General features: G+C 64.8%; 13 protein-coding genes. 5 read left to right on the top strand and 8 right to left on the bottom strand.

The genetic code is table 11. The features are described 5' to 3' along the window. Positions 1 to 9 precede the first annotated feature (9 nt). Positions 10 to 1,056 (bottom strand): DUF2066 domain-containing protein, encoded by a 1,047-nt coding sequence (locus RTH46_RS14625; RefSeq protein WP_316905978.1) that lies wholly within the window; start codon positions 1,054 to 1,056, stop codon positions 10 to 12. 484 nt (positions 1,057 to 1,540) lie between these two features. On the opposite strand from RTH46_RS14625, the gene purM reads away from it, so the two are divergent. From purM to RTH46_RS14605, 4 genes are all read left to right on the top strand, one after another. Further along, positions 1,541 to 2,599, top strand: coding sequence for a phosphoribosylformylglycinamidine cyclo-ligase (gene purM / locus RTH46_RS14620; protein ID WP_110993032.1), 1,059 nt, complete (start codon positions 1,541 to 1,543; stop codon positions 2,597 to 2,599). Then, on the top strand, positions 2,599 to 3,252 hold the full coding sequence (purN, locus tag RTH46_RS14615) for a phosphoribosylglycinamide formyltransferase (protein WP_279848681.1): 654 nt from the start codon (positions 2,599 to 2,601) through the stop codon (positions 3,250 to 3,252). The genes purM and purN overlap by 1 nt, the downstream gene beginning before the upstream one ends. A gap of 8 nt (positions 3,253 to 3,260) precedes the next feature. Continuing rightward, positions 3,261 to 3,971 carry a DUF3108 domain-containing protein gene (locus tag RTH46_RS14610; RefSeq protein ID WP_153785009.1) on the top strand — a complete coding sequence of 237 codons (711 nt, stop codon included), beginning with the start codon at positions 3,261 to 3,263 and terminating at the stop codon, positions 3,969 to 3,971. Between the two features lie 253 nt (positions 3,972 to 4,224). Further along, positions 4,225 to 4,407, top strand: coding sequence for a hypothetical protein (locus tag RTH46_RS14605; RefSeq protein WP_279848683.1), 183 nt, complete (start codon positions 4,225 to 4,227; stop codon positions 4,405 to 4,407). A 46-nt stretch (positions 4,408 to 4,453) separates the two neighbouring features. Here RTH46_RS14605 and RTH46_RS14600 read toward each other — a convergent pair whose 3' ends face one another. The 7 genes from RTH46_RS14600 to RTH46_RS14570 form a co-directional block, all read right to left on the bottom strand. Beyond that, the gene (locus RTH46_RS14600) at positions 4,454 to 4,993 is read right to left on the bottom strand and encodes a DUF2058 domain-containing protein (protein WP_153785011.1); all 540 of its coding nucleotides are present in this window, start codon (positions 4,991 to 4,993) and stop codon (positions 4,454 to 4,456) included. Positions 4,994 to 5,021: 28 nt separating this feature from the next. Further along, a complete protein-coding gene (gene mazG, locus RTH46_RS14595; protein ID WP_110993027.1) occupies positions 5,022 to 5,855 on the bottom strand; it encodes a nucleoside triphosphate pyrophosphohydrolase in 834 nt (277 codons plus the stop codon). Positions 5,856 to 5,941: 86 nt separating this feature from the next. Further along, positions 5,942 to 8,182: a GTP diphosphokinase gene (relA, locus tag RTH46_RS14590; RefSeq protein ID WP_153785012.1), complete on the bottom strand. Its 2,241-nt coding sequence runs from the start codon at positions 8,180 to 8,182 to the stop codon at positions 5,942 to 5,944. A gap of 99 nt (positions 8,183 to 8,281) precedes the next feature. Continuing rightward, entirely contained in the window at positions 8,282 to 9,640 is a 1,359-nt protein-coding gene (rlmD, locus tag RTH46_RS14585) for a 23S rRNA (uracil(1939)-C(5))-methyltransferase RlmD (RefSeq protein WP_153785013.1), read from the bottom strand. After that, entirely contained in the window at positions 9,640 to 10,539 is a 900-nt protein-coding gene (cysM, locus tag RTH46_RS14580) for a cysteine synthase CysM (RefSeq protein WP_110993024.1), read from the bottom strand. The genes rlmD and cysM overlap by 1 nt, the downstream gene beginning before the upstream one ends. A gap of 94 nt (positions 10,540 to 10,633) precedes the next feature. Beyond that, on the bottom strand, positions 10,634 to 12,058 hold the full coding sequence (locus RTH46_RS14575; RefSeq protein ID WP_153785014.1) for a sensor histidine kinase: 1,425 nt from the start codon (positions 12,056 to 12,058) through the stop codon (positions 10,634 to 10,636). 2 nt (positions 12,059 to 12,060) lie between these two features. Next, complete coding sequence (locus tag RTH46_RS14570) at positions 12,061 to 12,777, bottom strand: response regulator transcription factor (RefSeq protein ID WP_153785015.1); 717 nt, start codon at positions 12,775 to 12,777, stop codon at positions 12,061 to 12,063. A gap of 219 nt (positions 12,778 to 12,996) precedes the next feature. Here RTH46_RS14570 and RTH46_RS14565 point away from each other — a divergent pair, with 219 nt between their 5' ends. Further along, positions 12,997 to 15,753: a response regulator gene (locus RTH46_RS14565; protein WP_316905977.1), complete on the top strand. Its 2,757-nt coding sequence runs from the start codon at positions 12,997 to 12,999 to the stop codon at positions 15,751 to 15,753. Positions 15,754 to 15,759 lie beyond the last annotated feature (6 nt).

Below are 15,759 nucleotides of genomic sequence, written 5' to 3'. Positions count from 1 at the left end.
CAATCTTCCTTACCAGCGAAAACGCAAGCCATCGAACGGCTTGGCTGCAGTGGTGGGGGGTGTCGTGCCTGGCTCGCCCTGGGCGGCAGGTGCCGGCGCGGTTTCGGCAGGCAACTCCTGCAACTTGGCCAGGCCCAGTTGTGCCCGCAACTGCTCGCGGTTGCCGGTGACGCCGTAGGTCAAGGTGGCGCCATCGGCCATCTGCAAACGGGCGCCGTAAGGCTCGAGCACACGGCTCAATTCGGCATAGCGCTGCAGGTTCATGCCCTGCACCTGCACCAGCAGGTCACTGCTGGCGCCGGGGCGGGTGACATAGCGCGGCGCCAGGCGGTTGCTCACGGCCAGCAGCACGGCATCGGCCAGGGCGGCCTGGTCGGCACCCTCGGCGCTACCCTGCTCGCGCTGGTCGCCCAGCCACAGTTGCCACTTGCCCTGCCACTTGCCGTCGGCCTCATGGGCATGCACCGCCAGCAAGGCATTGGCGCCGTAACGCTCGGACGCCTCGCGCAGCGGCGCAGGGTCATTGCCCTCGAGCTGCTTGGCGTTGGCCACCAACTGCTCCTGCAGGTCGGCCAGCGGCAGGCGCAGCGGCAAGCCACGATGCTGGGCGGCACGGCGCAGCGGTTCGGCGGCGGCCTGGCCATCGCCGACCAGGTTGCTGCCCTCGACACTGTCGTAGAGCCACCAGCCGAGGATCGACGGCCGATTGTTGCCCCACAGCGCCAAGCCCGCCTGACGCAGCGCGCGCTCAGTGCTGCCGGGGTCGAACTCGACCAGCAGCGCCTCGGGTGGCCCGGCCTCGGTGCCGACCTGGTTGATGATTTGCTGGGGATCCTTGCGCAAGGCAGCCAAGGCCGGGCTCTGCGCCGCCTTGGGGTCGCCGGTCAGGCGCAGCACCAAGGTGTCCAGGGCCTTGCTGGTAGCCTGGGCGCGGGCATCGCTGCCCTGCCCTTCGACAGGTTCGCGGACCTGATACAGCCCGGTGACGGTTTCGGCCTGCGCCGCAGCGCCGACCAGCACCAGGCACCCGGCCGCGATGTAATTGAAAAGACGCATTGAGGATTCCTGTCCAGATGACCACGAGCGACGAGCCCGGACCTGCCGGCTGTGACCGCGCAACGCAGAGAAATGCTCCGCTGCCGCGGCCCTTAGGGTCTGTATGAAAAGTCTTGAGACGAAGGTCAGGCAAGGCGAAAACAGCCGAGGAAGCGGAGTTTACGGGTTGTAAATGAGCATTCCGAGGCTGTTTTCAACGCAGCATCACCGAGTATCAAGGCTTTTCATACAGAGCCTAGTGCCCGTCACGATGCCTATACCTTATACAGGCACCGCCGCGGCAACCAGTCGCGCACCGTGAAAGCGCTTTTTTGCCCAGATTTCCGGCCTGCCCGTCGGCCTGAGGATGGCCGCTTCGGGGCAACCCTGATAAAATCGCGCGCCTTCGCAGACCAGTGACGTACAGGTAGCCGCCGCTTCTGAAGCCGGCCTTGGCCGTCCCGGTCGTTTTCCAAGAATCCCTCCCTCTTAAAGGCCTGGATCAATGAGCAAGCAACCCTCCCTGAGCTACAAGGACGCCGGTGTAGACATCGACGCCGGCGAAGCACTGGTCGAACGCATCAAGGGCGTCGCCAAGCGCACCGCACGCCCTGAAGTCATGGGTGGCCTGGGCGGCTTCGGCGCCCTCTGCGAGATCCCGGCCGGCTACAAACAGCCGGTGCTGGTCTCCGGCACCGACGGTGTCGGCACCAAGCTGCGCCTGGCCCTGAACCTGAACAAGCACGACAGCATCGGCCAGGACCTGGTCGCCATGTGCGTCAACGACCTGGTGGTGTGCGGCGCCGAGCCGCTGTTCTTCCTCGACTACTACGCCACTGGCAAGCTCAACGTCGACGTGGCCGCCACCGTGGTGACCGGCATCGGCGCCGGTTGCGAACTGGCCGGCTGCTCGCTGGTCGGTGGTGAAACCGCCGAAATGCCAGGCATGTACGAAGGCGAAGACTACGACCTGGCCGGCTTCTGCGTCGGCGTGGTGGAAAAAGCCGAGATCATCGACGGCTCGAAAGTCGCCACCGGCGACGCCCTGCTGGCCCTGCCGTCCTCCGGCCCGCACTCCAACGGCTACTCGCTGATCCGCAAGATCCTCGAAGTGTCCGGCACCGACATCGAAAACACCCAGCTCGACGGCAAACCGCTGACCGACCTGCTGATGGCGCCGACCCGCATCTACGTCAAGCCGCTGCTGCAGCTGATCAAGAACACCGGCGCGGTCAAGGCCATGGCCCACATCACCGGTGGCGGCCTGCTGGACAATATCCCGCGCGTACTGCCGAAAAACGCCCAGGCCGTGGTTGACGTGGCCAGCTGGCAGCGCCCGGCGGTGTTCGACTTCCTGCAGGAAAAAGGCAACGTCGACGAGCACGAGATGCACCGCGTACTGAACTGCGGCGTCGGCATGGTCATCTGTGTCGCCCAGGATCAGGTCGAAGCCGCCCTGAACGAACTGCGCGCCGCCGGTGAGCAGCCTTGGGTGATCGGCCACATCGCCGAAGCCGCCGAAGGCGCCGCCCAGGTCGAGCTGCAGAACCTCAAGGCACACTGATGCCGAGCAAGACCTGCAACGTCGTGGTATTGCTGTCGGGCTCCGGCAGCAACCTGCAAGCGCTGATCGACAACACCAGCGCCAGTGACAGCCCGGTACGCATCCGCGCAGTGATTTCCAACCGCGCCGATGCCTACGGCCTGGAACGTGCCAAGGCAGCCGGTATCGACACCGCGCTGCTGGAGCACCAGGGTTTCGACGGCCGCGAAGCCTTCGATGCGGCGCTGATGGCGCTGATCGACGGCTTCGAGCCCGACCTGGTGGTACTGGCCGGCTTCATGCGCATTCTCAGTGGCGGCTTTGTACGTCACTACCAGGGCCGCCTGCTCAACATACATCCGTCACTGTTGCCCAAATATAAAGGCCTGCACACCCACCGGCGTGCGCTGGAGGCTGGCGATGCCGAGCACGGCTGCAGCGTGCACTTCGTCACCGAGGAACTCGATGGCGGGCCTTTGGTCGTACAGGCTGTGGTTCCGGTTGCAACGGACGACACCGAGCAGTCGCTCGCCCAGCGCGTGCACCTGCAGGAACACCAGATCTACCCGCTGGCGGTGCGCTGGTTCGCTGAAGGACGCTTGCGTCTGGGCGAACAGGGTGCATTACTGGATGGCCAGCCGCTGGCGGCCAGCGGTCACTTGATTCGATCCTAGGAGAATTTATGCGTCGCGCCCTGCTCTTGGCTCTCGCCGTGCTCGCCCTGCCCCTCCAGGCAGCTGATCTGAAGCCTTTCGCGGCCAGCTACACGGCTGACTGGAAGCAGCTGCCCATGAGCGGAACTGCCGAGCGCAGCCTGGTCAAGAACGCCAACGGTACCTGGGACCTTAATTTCAAGGCCTCCATGATGATCGCCAGCCTCACCGAGCAAAGCACCGTCAAGCTCGACAACGACACCCTGCTGCCGCAGAAGTACCACTTCGAGCGCGGTGGCCTGGGCAAGGCGAAGAAGGTCGACCTGACCTTCGACTGGACTGGCAAGAAAGTCACCGGCAGCGACCGTGGCGACGCGATCAGCCTGCCGCTCAACCGCGGCGTGCTGGACAAGTCGTCCTACCAGTTGGCGCTGCAGCATGACGTGGCCGCCGGCAAGAAGAGCATGACCTACCAGGTGGTCGACGGTGACGAGATCGACACCTACGACTTCCGCGTGCTGGGCACCGAGAAGGTGGCGACCAAGGCCGGCCAGGTCGATGCGATCAAGGTCGAGCGCGTGCGCGACCCGAGCCAGAGCAAGCGCATCACCGAGCTGTGGTTCGCCAAGAACTGGGACTACCTGCTGGTACAACTGCGCCAGGTCGAGACCGACGGCAAGGAGTACGTGATCGTGCTGCAGGACGGTACGGTCGATGGCAAGGCGGTCAAGGGTAACTGACCTGCATTGCACGCAATACCTGGAGCCCCGCCTTGTGCGGGGCTTCTTTTTGCCTGGGCGATTCATGTGACTTCATCGCGGGGCAAGCCCGCTCCCACGAGACCACATGGCGCGTGGGAGTGGGCTTGCCCCGCGATGAGGCCATTGGATGAAACTTGTTTCATCGCCGTTTAATTTACTTAGCCTGCTAACAAATTCTATAAAGAAGGCCTGCGACACAGTGCCGCAGCCCATCAAGCAGTGGAGTTTGACGATGACAGTTCAAGTAACCGAACGCGACGAATCGAAAATGTCCCACGAAGGCCTGGCCGCTGGCGTGCGTATCTGGGACGTGTATCAACAGGGCCAACTGGTCGGCATGTTCCACGAAGAGCACTTGGCCCAGCAGTACCGCAGCGAACTGGAAGTCCTGGAAAACCAGCGCACGCCCCAGTGACGCCTCCTTCAAACAAAAAACCCCGCCTAGGCGGGGTTTTTCATGCTTACCACATCAGATCGTCCGGGATCTTGTAAGCGGCGTACGGATCGTCTTCGTCCGCCTCTTCGACATGGGTGTTGAGCAGCAGGATGCGGTTGGGATCGCGCTCCTGGATCTTCACTGCCGCTTCACGCGGGATCACTTCGTAGCCGCCGGCATGGCCGACGATGGCCAGCGCGCCGTTGCTCAACTTGGTGCGCATCAGGGCGTTGACGGCGATGCGCTTGACCTTCTTGTCATCGACGAAGTTGAAATAGTCTTCGGTGGTGAGCTTGGGCAGGCGGGTGGCCTCGATCAGCTGCTTGATCTGCGCGGCACGGGCTTTGTGCTCGGCTTTTTCCTGGACCTGGCGGTTCAGCTCCTGGTCTTTCCTGGCCTTTTCGGCCAGGGCTTCCTTGGCCAGGCGCTGCTGACTGTCGTCCACCTCGACCTGGCCTTTGTGCTCCAGGCGCTTCTGTTTTTTCTCAGCCTTGTTGGTCTGGGAAACCTGTTTCTGGTTGACCAGGCCGGCTTTGAGCAACTGGTCGCGAAGGGAAAGGCTCATGGGTGTCTTTACTCACTTATGCATCGGCTCAGCCGCAGCTGGGCAGGTTCTTTTCCTGACGCTTGGCCTCGCCCCACAGGGCGTCCAGCTCGTCGAGGGTACGATCTTGGATGTTCAGGCCCTGCTCGCGCAATGCCTGTTCGATAAAACGGAAACGCCGTTCGAATTTGCGGTTGGCGCGGCGCAGGGCGTTTTCCGGGTCGTGCTTGAGGTGCCGGGCCAGGTTGACGGTGGCGAACAGCAGGTCGCCCAGCTCGTCCTCCAGCGCATCACTGTCACCATCGGCCATCGCCTGCAGCACTTCGTCGAGCTCTTCGCGCACCTTGTCCAGCACCGGCAACGCGTCGGGCCAGTCGAAGCCGACCGTGGCGGCGCGCTTTTGCAGCTTGGCGGCGCGGGACAGTGCCGGCAGCGCGGCCGGCACATCGTCGAGCAGCGACAATTGCTCGGGCTCGCTGTTTTCGGCACGCTCTTCGGCCTTGATTTCTTCCCAGCGCGACTTGACCTGGGCCTCGCTCAACGAGGGGGTATCGACGGGCGCATAGAGCTCGCCGGTGGGGAACACATGGGGGTGGCGACGCACCAGCTTACGGGTGATCGAGTCGACCACGCCGGCGAACTCGAAACGCCCCTCTTCCCGCGCCAGCTGGCTGTAATAGACCACCTGGAACAGCAGGTCGCCCAGCTCGCCCTGCAGGTGGGCGAAGTCACCCCGCTCGATGGTGTCGGCGACTTCGTAGGCTTCTTCGATGGTGTGCTGGACGATGCTGGCGTAATCCTGCTTGAGGTCCCACGGGCAGCCATATTGCGGGTCGCGCAGGCGGGCCATGAGGTGCAGCAGGTCGTCGAGGGTGTAGGTCATTGCAAGTGTTGTCCTTACCGGCCTCATCGCGGGGCAAGCCCGCTCCCACGCAATCGTGGGAGCGGGCTTGCCCCGCGATGGCTGTCTCAAGGGGTACGGTTACGCCGCGTCTCGATGATGTTCGGCAACTGCGAGATCCTGCCGAGCAGGCGCCCGAGGGCATCCAGGCCGGGGATCTCGATGGTCAGCGACATCAAGGCGGTGTTGTCTTCCTTGTTCGAGCGGGTGTTGACCGCCAGCACGTTGATCTTCTCGTTGAGCAGCACCTGCGACACGTCGCGCAGCAGCCCCGGGCGGTCGTAGGCACGGATGACGATGTCGACCGGATAGGTCTGCACCGGGATCGGCCCCCAGCTGACCTGGATCATCCGCTCCGGCTCCTTGCCCGCCAGTTGCAGCACCGAGGCGCAGTCCTGGCGGTGGATGCTCACGCCGCGGCCCTGGGTGATGTAGCCGACGATGGCGTCGCCCGGCAGCGGCTGGCAGCAGCCGGCCATCTGCGTGAGCAGGTTGCCGACGCCCTGGATCTGGATGTCGTTGCGCTTGCCCGCGCGAATGCCCCGGGCTTGGCGCGGCACCAGCTCGACCTGCTCGATACGCTCGGGCTCGAGCAACTGCTGGGCAGCGTTGACCATGTGCGCCAGGCGCAGGTCGCCGGCACCAAGGGCGGCGAACATGTCTTCGGCGGTCTTGACGTTGGCCTTCTCGGCGAGGCGCTCGAAGTCCACCTGCGGCAGCCCCAGGCGGCTCAGCTCGCGCTCGATCAGGGTCTTGCCGGCCGCGACGTTCTGGTCGCGCGCCTGCAGCTTGAACCAGTGGACGATCTTTGCCCGTGCCCGCGAAGTGGTCACGTAACCGAGGTTGGAGTTCAGCCAGTCACGGCTTGGATTGCCGTGCTTGCTGGTGATGATCTCCACCTGCTCGCCGGTCTGCAGGCTGTAGTTCAGCGGCACGATACGGCCGTTGATCTTGGCGCCACGGCAATTGTGGCCGATCTCGGTGTGCACGCGGTAGGCGAAGTCCAGCGGCGTGGCGCCCTTTGGCAGGTCGATGGCGTGGCCGTCGGGGGTGAACACGTAGACCCGGTCCGGCTCGATATCGACGCGCAGCTGTTCGGCCAAGCCACCGATGTCGCCCAGTTCCTCGTGCCACTCCAGCACCTGGCGCAGCCAGGAGATCTTCTCTTCGTAATGGTTGGAGCTGGGCTTGACGTCGGTGCCCTTGTAGCGCCAGTGCGCGCACACGCCCAGCTCGGCTTCCTCGTGCATGGCGTGGGTGCGGATCTGCACTTCCAGCACCTTGCCCTCGGGGCCGATCACTGCGGTGTGCAGGGAGCGGTAGCCGTTTTCCTTGGGGTTGGCGATGTAGTCGTCGAACTCCTTGGGGATGTGCCGCCACAGGGTGTGCACGATGCCTAGCGCGGTGTAGCAGTCGCGCACTTCCGGCACCAGCACGCGCACCGCGCGCACGTCGTAGATCTGGCTGAACTCCAGGCCCTTGCGCTGCATCTTGCGCCAGATCGAATAGATGTGTTTCGCCCGGCCGCTGATATCAGCGTTGACGCCGGTGGCCAGCAGCTCGTTCTGCAGTTGGTTCATCACGTCGCTGATGAATCGCTCGCGGTCGAGCCGACGCTCGTGCAGGAGCTTGGCGATCTGCTTGTACTGGTCAGGCTCAAGGTAGCGGAACGAAAGGTCTTCCAGTTCCCACTTGATATGGCCGATGCCCAGCCGGTGGGCCAGGGGGGCGTAGATATCGAACACCTCGCGGGCCACGCGCAGGCGCTTTTCATCGTCGGCGGACTTCACCGCACGAATGGCGCAGGTGCGTTCGGCGAGCTTGATCAGCGCCACCCGCACATCGTCGACCATGGCCACCAGCATCTTGCGCAGGTTCTCGACCTGCGCCTGCGAGCCCAGCACCAGCGATTGGCGCGGGCTGAGGCTGGCACTGATGGCCGCCATGCGCAGCACGCCGTCGATCAGCTTGGATACCACCGGGCCAAAACGCTGGCCGACTTCGGCCACCGTCACCTTGCCTTCGCGCACCGAGCGGTAGATGACCGCCGCCATCAGCGAATCCTGGTCGAGCTTGAGGTCGGCGAGGATTTCGGCGATCTCCAGGCCCGCCTGGAAACTGGACGTGCCATCGGCCCAGGAATGCTTGGCCTGGTTGCCCTTCTTCTCGATTTCCTGGGCGAACTCGCAGGCCTCTTTGAGCGCCGCGCGATCGAGCTGCGAATCGACGCTCACCACATGATCGAGCCATGCTTCGAGATTGATACTGCCGTCATTGTTGACCGGCTGGTGCACTCTCACCTGTACCATCTTTGTTTTACCTTTCCATACAGCGCACCACGCGGGTGCACTGGTTATCACCTGTGCCGCCCTCTTTCCCTGAGGGCCGCACCAAGAAGACCAGATTCACTAGCCCACTTCGAATAACGCCATGGCCTCGACATGCGCCGTCTGAGGAAACATGTCGAGAATCCCGGCCCTTTTTAACCGGTACCCCTGCCCGACCAGCACCTGCGCGTCTCGCGCCAGCGTGGCCGGGTTGCACGATACGTAGACCAGCCGTTTCGCGCCGAGCCGAGCGATGCCTTGCACCACCTCGTAAGCCCCGTCGCGCGGTGGATCCAAGAGTACCGCAGAAAAGCCCTCGGCGACCCATCCGGCGCCCGCCAAAGGCTGCGATAAATCGGCCTGAAAAAATCGTGCGTTATGCACATTGTTGCTGCGGGCATTGGCCTCGGCGCGCTCGACCATGGCCTGCACGCCTTCTACCGCCACCACTTCCCGTGCCTGCCGGGCCAACGGCAAGGCGAAGTTGCCCAGGCCACAGAACAGGTCCAGCACCCGCTCATCCGCCTGCGGCGCCAGCCAGGCCAGGGCCTGCTGGATCATCAGGGTGTTGACCTGGGCATTGACCTGGACGAAGTCGCCCGGCCGCCAGGCCAGTTGCAAGGCCCAAGGCTCCAGGGCAAAACCCAGCTCGCTCGAGGCATCCACTGGCGCCGGGTCGCCTTCGCCCTGCAGCCACAACTGGGCACCGGCCTCACGACAGAATGCCTCGAGGCGCGCCAGGTCTTCAGCAGGAAGGGCCGCCACATGGCGCACCAGTACCGCCTCGGCATTGCCGCTGAACAACTCCACATGCCCCAGTGCCTGCGGCTTGCTCAAGCTGCGCAGCACGGTCGGCAGGTGGCGGAAAATCGACTGCAAGGGTTGTACCAGTACCGGGCACTCGTCGATGGCGACGATGTCCTGGCTGGCCTCGGCACGAAAACCTACGTCCAGCTGACGGGCCTTGGCGTCCCAGCGTACGGCCACCCGTGCCCGGCGTCGATAGCCGAACTCAGGCCCGCTCAGGGGCGCGGCCCACTCGTCCGGCTGGATGCCGGCGACCCGCTGCAACTGTTCGGCGAGCGTACGCTGCTTGAGCGCCAGCTGGCCGTCATGGGGCAGGTGCTGCAGGTTGCAGCCGCCGCAGCGCTGGTAATGTTTGCACGGCGCTTCGCGACGCTCGGGGCTGGCCTGGAACACGCGCTCGAGGCGCGCCTCGACCACCTTGCCCCGGGCCGCGAGCACCCGCGCTTCGACTTCTTCGCCGCCCAGTGCACCGCTGACGAACCAGGTGCGTCCCTCGACGAAGGCGATGCCGCGGCCATCACCGGCCAGGCGCTCGATCTGCAGGCGCTGCTTCTTGCCCACGGGCACCTGGGTGCCACGGTCGCCGCCGGCCGGCTGGAAGCGCAGGCCGCTGTTGCTTTTCTTTCTGGACATCAGTTGGTATCGAACAGGCCGGTGGAAAGGTAACGGTCGCCGCGGTCGCAGATGATGGCAACCATCACCGCGTTCTCGACTTCACGGGACAGGCGCAACATGGCCGCCACCGCACCGCCGGAGGACACGCCACAGAAGATGCCCTCTTCGCGGGCAAGGCGGCGGGTGGTCTCTTCGGCTTCCTGCTGCGACATGTCGACCACGCGGTCGACCCGGGTGGCGTCGAAAATCTTCGGCAGGTATTCCTGGGGCCAGCGGCGGATGCCGGGGATGGCCGAACCTTCCATCGGTTGCAGGCCGATGATCTGCACCGCCGGGTTCTGTTCCTTCAGGTACTGCGAGCAGCCCATGATGGTACCGGTGGTGCCCATGGAACTGACGAAATGGGTAATGGTGCCCTGGGTCTGTTGCCAGATCTCCGGCCCGGTGCTGTTGTAGTGGGCAATCGGGTTGTCGCCGTTGGCGAACTGATCCAGCACCAGGCCACGGCCTTCGGCCTGCAGCTTTTCAGCCAGGTCGCGCGCGCCTTCCATGCCCTCTTCCTTGGTCACCAGGATCAACTCGGCGCCATAGGCGGTCATGGCGGCCTTGCGTTCGGCGGTGGAGTTGTCCGGCATGATCAGGATCATCTTGTAACCCTTGATCGCCGCCGCCATGGCCAGGGCGATCCCGGTGTTGCCGGAGGTCGCTTCGATAAGGGTGTCGCCGGGCTTGATCTGATTACGCAGCTCGGCGCGGGTGATCATCGACAACGCCGGGCGGTCCTTGACCGAACCTGCCGGGTTGTTGCCTTCGAGCTTGAGCAAAAGCGTGTTGCTGGTAGCCCCGGCGATGCGCTGCAGGCGAACCAGAGGCGTGTTGCCGACGCAATCGGCGATGGTTGGGTACTGCAGGGTCATGGGCGTTATCGCAATCCGGACGGCAGGGGCGACTATCATACCGGCAAACCCCGCGCGGCCATATCACGCAATTGTCGGACGCTATAGCTACAAGCTATAAGCCGAGTGGCGATTGCGCGGCGTCGCACTCCGCGGGAGCGGCGGTGCGCCGATGCGACTTGCCCGGCGATGAATCACGCTCGCCCGCCGCCAGGCGCATGCAAACCCGCAGCCCACGCTCGCCATTCACCGCCCAAACTTTGCCGCCCTGGCGCCGGATGGCACTGCGGGCAATGCTCAGCCCCAAGCCGAAACCACCATCCCCCGGCCGCGATCCGTCGAGCCGCGAGAACGGCGCGAAGATCCGCTCCAGGTCCTCCTCGGCCACGCCTCCCCCCTCGTCTTCGAGCTCGATGCGCCAGTAACCGCCTTCGCGTTTGCCACTCAAGTGCACTTGGCCGTCGATCGGCGAATGACGAATGGCATTGCGCAGGATGTTCTCCAGCGCCTGGGCCAGGTGATTCAGGTTGCCTTGCACCCAGCAGTCGAGCGGCACGCTACAGACCAGGCGCTGCGGCGCCCAGCCACTTTCATAGCAGGCATTTTCGCTGAGCATGTCCCACAGCACCGGCAACTGGATCGGCTCCAGGTTCATCGGTGCACGCTCAGCATCCTGCCAGGCCAGCTGCAGGGTGTCCTCGACCAATTGCTGCATGCCGTCCACCTCGCGGTGCACGCGTTCGCGCAGGCGCTCAAGGTCGGTTTCGCCATCGCAGGCCACGCGCAAACGGCTCAGCGGGGTGCGCATTTCATGGGAGAGGTCACGCAGCAACTGCTGCTGCAGCACCACGGTACCCTGCAGCCGCTCGGCCATCTGGTCGAAGGCGCGGGCCAGTTCGCCCAGTTCGTCACGGCGCTGGATGGTGCGCGAGTCGAGCCGCGTGGTGAGCTGGTCGGCACGCCAGGCGCGAGCCTGCTCGCGCAATTGATTGAGCGGCACGATCAGCATGCGGTACAGGCCGACGCACAACAGCAGGGTGAACAACCCAGGAATGATACCGTTGGTGATCACCCGCCAGAACAGTCGGTACTGGCCCGGATTGAAGCGCTCGGGCAACTCGATCACCAGCGAGCCCTGGTCGGGGCTGTTGGGGAACGGCAAGCGCAGCCAGGGCTGGCCGATGGTTCGTCGGCTCATGGGCCAGTCGACCCCGCGCAAACGGGTCAAGTGCTGAACTTCGGCACTGCCCAGGCTGAAGCTGCCCAGCGGCTGGAGGTCACCGTCGAGTACGCCGACCCAGCCCTTTTCGCGCGAGTGCATACCCTCCAGCCAGCGATCTACACCCTCCTGTCCACCTGCTTCCCAGGCTTGTTCGGCTTCAGCGGCATAGCCGCGCAATACCTGGCGGGCCGGTTCGGAGAGGAAGGCGTTCTGGGTTTCCATGTGCCGGCCCCAGGTGTAGCTCAGGCCGATCATCAACAGGCAGAAACCCACCAGCAGGATGGCCAGCTTCCAGAACAGCGAATGGCGATCGAGCACGCTCAGTCCGCCTCGCCCGCACCGAACAGGTAGCCCTTGCCCCACACCGTACGCACCTGCCGCTCGTGGTAGCCGATGGCCTTGAGCTTGCGGCGGATCTGGCTGACGTGCATGTCCAGGCTGCGGTCGTGGCGGGCGTAGCCGCGTTGCAGCACTTGCTGATAAAGGAAGGGCTTGCTCAGCACTTCGTCCTGGCTGCGGTGGAGGATGTCGAGCAGGCGGAATTCGCTGGGGGTCAGGCCCGCCCAGGCACCCTCGAGGCTGACATCGCACAGCGGCTCGTCGAAGTGCAGTTCGCCGGCGCCCGCTTCATGCGGCACCTTGGCACGACGCTCGAAGGCCACCCGGCGCAGGATCGCCTCGATCCGCACGCGCAGTTCAGCGAAGCTGAACGGCTTGGGCAGGTAGTCGTCGGCGCCGCGCTCGAAGCCACTGATGCGGTCCGCCTCGGCCCCCAGCGCCGACATCAGGATGACCGGCGTGGCGCTGTGCCGACGCAGGCGCGCCAGGGCGTCCAGGCCGTTGAGCCCCGGCAGCAGGATATCCATCAACACCAGGTCGAACACCTGCCGCCCGGCGGCCTCCAGCCCTTCCAGGCCATTGCGGCACCAGGTCACCTGGAAGCCGCCGCGCTGCAACTCTTCATGCAGGTAGGCACCCAGGACAGGGTCGTCCTCGATGGCCAGGATACTGGACTCGTGAATAGCTACGGGATTCATTGGCAACTGCCATCAATTCTCAGTTGCGCGATTATTGAGCATACCGTCTTGCCAAGGCAACCGCTGCACGACCAACGCGGACCGTGCAGACGTTCGCAAACCGCAGAGCGCTCAGCCCCGGCAGACAAAAACCAATACAAATGAGTGCATTGCCACCACGCCCGGAGTAACGTTCCCGCTGGAGCGCGCTCGCGCGTTGGCACATGACAGGAGACAGGTGTGCTCGATCGTTTGGGAATCCGCAGCCGCGTGCTGCTGCTGGCGTTGCTGCCAGCCAGCCTGATGGCCCTGGTGCTGGGCAGCTACTTCACCTGGCTGCAGCAGAACGAACTGCGCACGCAACTGTTGCAACGCGGCAAGATGATCGCCGAGCAGCTGGCCCCGCTGGCCGCCCCGGCCATGGCCCGCCTGGCCCCGGAGCAGCTGGAGCGCATCGCCGCCCAGGCGCTGGAGCAGTCCGACGTGCGCGCCGTGGCGTTTCTTGCCGCCGACCGCACGCGCCTGGCACACGCCGGCCCGAGCATGCTCAACCAGCCCCCCAGCGGCGGCACCGGCACACAGCTGTTGCAGCGCACCGGCAATGACGCCACCCGCTACCTGATGCCGGTGTTCGGCCATCATCGCGACCTTGCCACCGATGCCGTACCCAACGAGGCCGAACGGCTGCTTGGCTGGGTGGAGATCGAGCTGTCCCACGACGGCACCCTGCTGCGCGGCTACCGCAACCTGTTCACCAGCCTGCTGCTGATCATCGCCTGCCTGAGCCTGACCGCCTTGCTTGCAGTGCGCATGGGCCGCACCATCAACGGCCCGATCAACCGCATCAAGCATGCGGTCAACCAGCTCAAGGACGGCCACCTCGATGCACGCCTGCCGGCCATGGGCAGCCATGAGCTGGACGAGTTGGCCGCGGGCATCAACCGCATGGCCGAAACCCTGCACAGCGCCCACGAAGAGCTGCAGCACAGCATCGACCAGGCCACCGAGGACGTACGCCAGAACCTGGAAACCATCGAGATCCAGAACATCGAACTGGACATGGCGCGCAAGGAGGCACTGGAAGCCAGCCGCATCAAGTCCGAGTTCCTCGCCAACATGAGCCACGAAATCCGCACCCCGCTCAATGGCATCCTGGGCTTCACCCATCTGTTGCAGAAAAGCGAACTGACCCCGCGCCAGCTCGATTACCTGGGCACCATCGAAAAGTCCGCCGACAACCTGCTGGGGATCATCAACGAGATCCTCGACTTCTCCAAGATCGAGGCCGGCAAGCTGGTGCTCGACAGCATCCCGTTCAACCTGCGCGACCTGATCCAGGACACCCTGACCATCCTCGCCCCGGCGGCCCACGCCAAGCAGCTGGAGCTGCTCAGCCTGGTGTACCGCGACACGCCCTTGTCGCTGGTGGGCGACCCGCTGCGGCTCAAGCAGATCCTGACCAACCTGGTGAGCAACGCGATCAAGTTCACCCGCGAGGGCACGATCGTGGTGCGCGCCATGCTCGAAGACGAGCAGGAAGACAGCGTGCAGCTGCGCATCAGCGTGCAGGACACCGGCATCGGCCTTTCGCCGCAGGACGTACGCACCCTGTTCCAGGCCTTCAGCCAGGCCGATAACTCGCTGTCGCGCCAGCCCGGCGGCACCGGCCTGGGGCTGGTGATTTCCAAGCGCCTGATCGAGCAGATGGGCGGTGAGATCGGCGTCGACAGCACCCCGGGCGAAGGCTCGCAGTTCTGGATCAGCCTCAACCTGCCCAGGGCCCACGACGATATCGAGGAGCAACCTCTGCAGGCGCTGCTGGGGCGCCGGGTGGCCATCGTCGACGGCCATGACCTTGCGCGCCAGGCCCTGGAACATCAGTTGGAGGACTGTGGGCTGTCGGTCTGCCTGTTCACCTCCTACGACCAACTGCTGCAGGCCGTGCACGCGGCCGCGCAAGCCGGGCAGCCATTCGATTTCGCCGTGCTCGGCACCAACCTGGGCAGCCTCTCGCCCGAACAGCTCGGCCACTATCACCAGCAACTCGAACGCCAGGGCTGCCAGTGCGTGGTGCTCTGCCCGACCACCGAACAGCCGCTCTACCAACCCTACCTGCCCAACGCCCATGGCCAACTGCTGGCCAAACCGACCTGCACACGCAAGTTGCGCCGCCTGCTGCTGGAGCTGGTGCAACCGCGCCGCCCACTCGGCGAACAGCGCCATGTCACCGGCGAACGCATGCCCAAGGTGTTGTGCGTCGACGACAACCCGGCCAACCTGCTGCTGGTGCAGACCCTGCTTGAAGGCATGGGTGCCGAAGTGCTGGCGGTGGACAGCGGCTTTGCGGCGGCCCAGGCGGTGCAGGATGAACCCTTCGACCTGGTACTGATGGATGTGCAGATGCCGGGCATGGACGGGCGCGCCTGCACCGAGCAGATCCGCCGCTGGGAAAGCAGCCACAGCGGTCCGGCGCTGCCGATCGTCGCCCTGACCGCGCACGCCATGGCCAATGAAAAGCGCGCCTTGCTGCACAGCGGCATGGACGACTACCTGACCAAGCCGATCAGTGAACGCCAGCTGGCCCAGGTGGTAATGAAATGGACCGGCCTGAGCCTGGGGGCCCCACAACCCGAGCGCAGCCCCGAACGCATGCCCGACAGCAGCGAACTGAAGGTGCTCGACCCGGAGGAAGGGCTGCGCCTGGCCGCTGGCAAACCGGATCTGGCGGCGGACATGCTGGCCATGCTGCTGGCCTCGCTGGGGTCTGAACGGGAGGCCATCCTTGCAGCCCGCGAAGCAGGCGACCACGCCACCCTGATCGAGCGCGTGCACCGGCTCAACGGTGCCTCGCGCTATTGCGGCGTGCCACAGTTGCGTGCGGCCTGCCAGCGCAGTGAAACCTTGCTCAAGCAGGACAACCCACAGGCCCAGCAGGCGCTGGAAGAGCTGGACCGGGCGATTGTGCGCCTCGCGGAACAGGCACAATGCAGTGTGTGATCGAGC

Source organism: Pseudomonas sp. zfem004, from assembly GCF_032621715.1.
Taxonomy (GTDB): domain Bacteria; phylum Pseudomonadota; class Gammaproteobacteria; order Pseudomonadales; family Pseudomonadaceae; genus Aquipseudomonas; species Aquipseudomonas sichuanensis.
This window is presented reverse-complemented; position numbering and strand designations above follow the sequence as displayed.

Bases quoted from the DNA above. Each gene is read 5' to 3' on its own strand.
- RTH46_RS14625 (WP_316905978.1), bottom strand. From the start codon at position 1,056: ATGCGTCTTTTCAATTACATCGCGGCCGGGTGCCTGGTGCTGGTCGGC.
- purM (WP_110993032.1), top strand. From the start codon at position 1,541: ATGAGCAAGCAACCCTCCCTGAGCTACAAGGACGCCGGTGTAGACATC.
- purN (WP_279848681.1), top strand. From the start codon at position 2,599: ATGCCGAGCAAGACCTGCAACGTCGTGGTATTGCTGTCGGGCTCCGGC.
- RTH46_RS14610 (WP_153785009.1), top strand. From the start codon at position 3,261: ATGCGTCGCGCCCTGCTCTTGGCTCTCGCCGTGCTCGCCCTGCCCCTC.
- RTH46_RS14605 (WP_279848683.1), top strand. From the start codon at position 4,225: ATGACAGTTCAAGTAACCGAACGCGACGAATCGAAAATGTCCCACGAA.
- RTH46_RS14600 (WP_153785011.1), bottom strand. From the start codon at position 4,993: ATGAGCCTTTCCCTTCGCGACCAGTTGCTCAAAGCCGGCCTGGTCAAC.
- mazG (WP_110993027.1), bottom strand. From the start codon at position 5,855: ATGACCTACACCCTCGACGACCTGCTGCACCTCATGGCCCGCCTGCGC.
- relA (WP_153785012.1), bottom strand. From the start codon at position 8,182: ATGGTACAGGTGAGAGTGCACCAGCCGGTCAACAATGACGGCAGTATC.
- rlmD (WP_153785013.1), bottom strand. From the start codon at position 9,640: ATGTCCAGAAAGAAAAGCAACAGCGGCCTGCGCTTCCAGCCGGCCGGC.
- cysM (WP_110993024.1), bottom strand. From the start codon at position 10,539: ATGACCCTGCAGTACCCAACCATCGCCGATTGCGTCGGCAACACGCCT.
- RTH46_RS14570 (WP_153785015.1), bottom strand. From the start codon at position 12,777: ATGAATCCCGTAGCTATTCACGAGTCCAGTATCCTGGCCATCGAGGAC.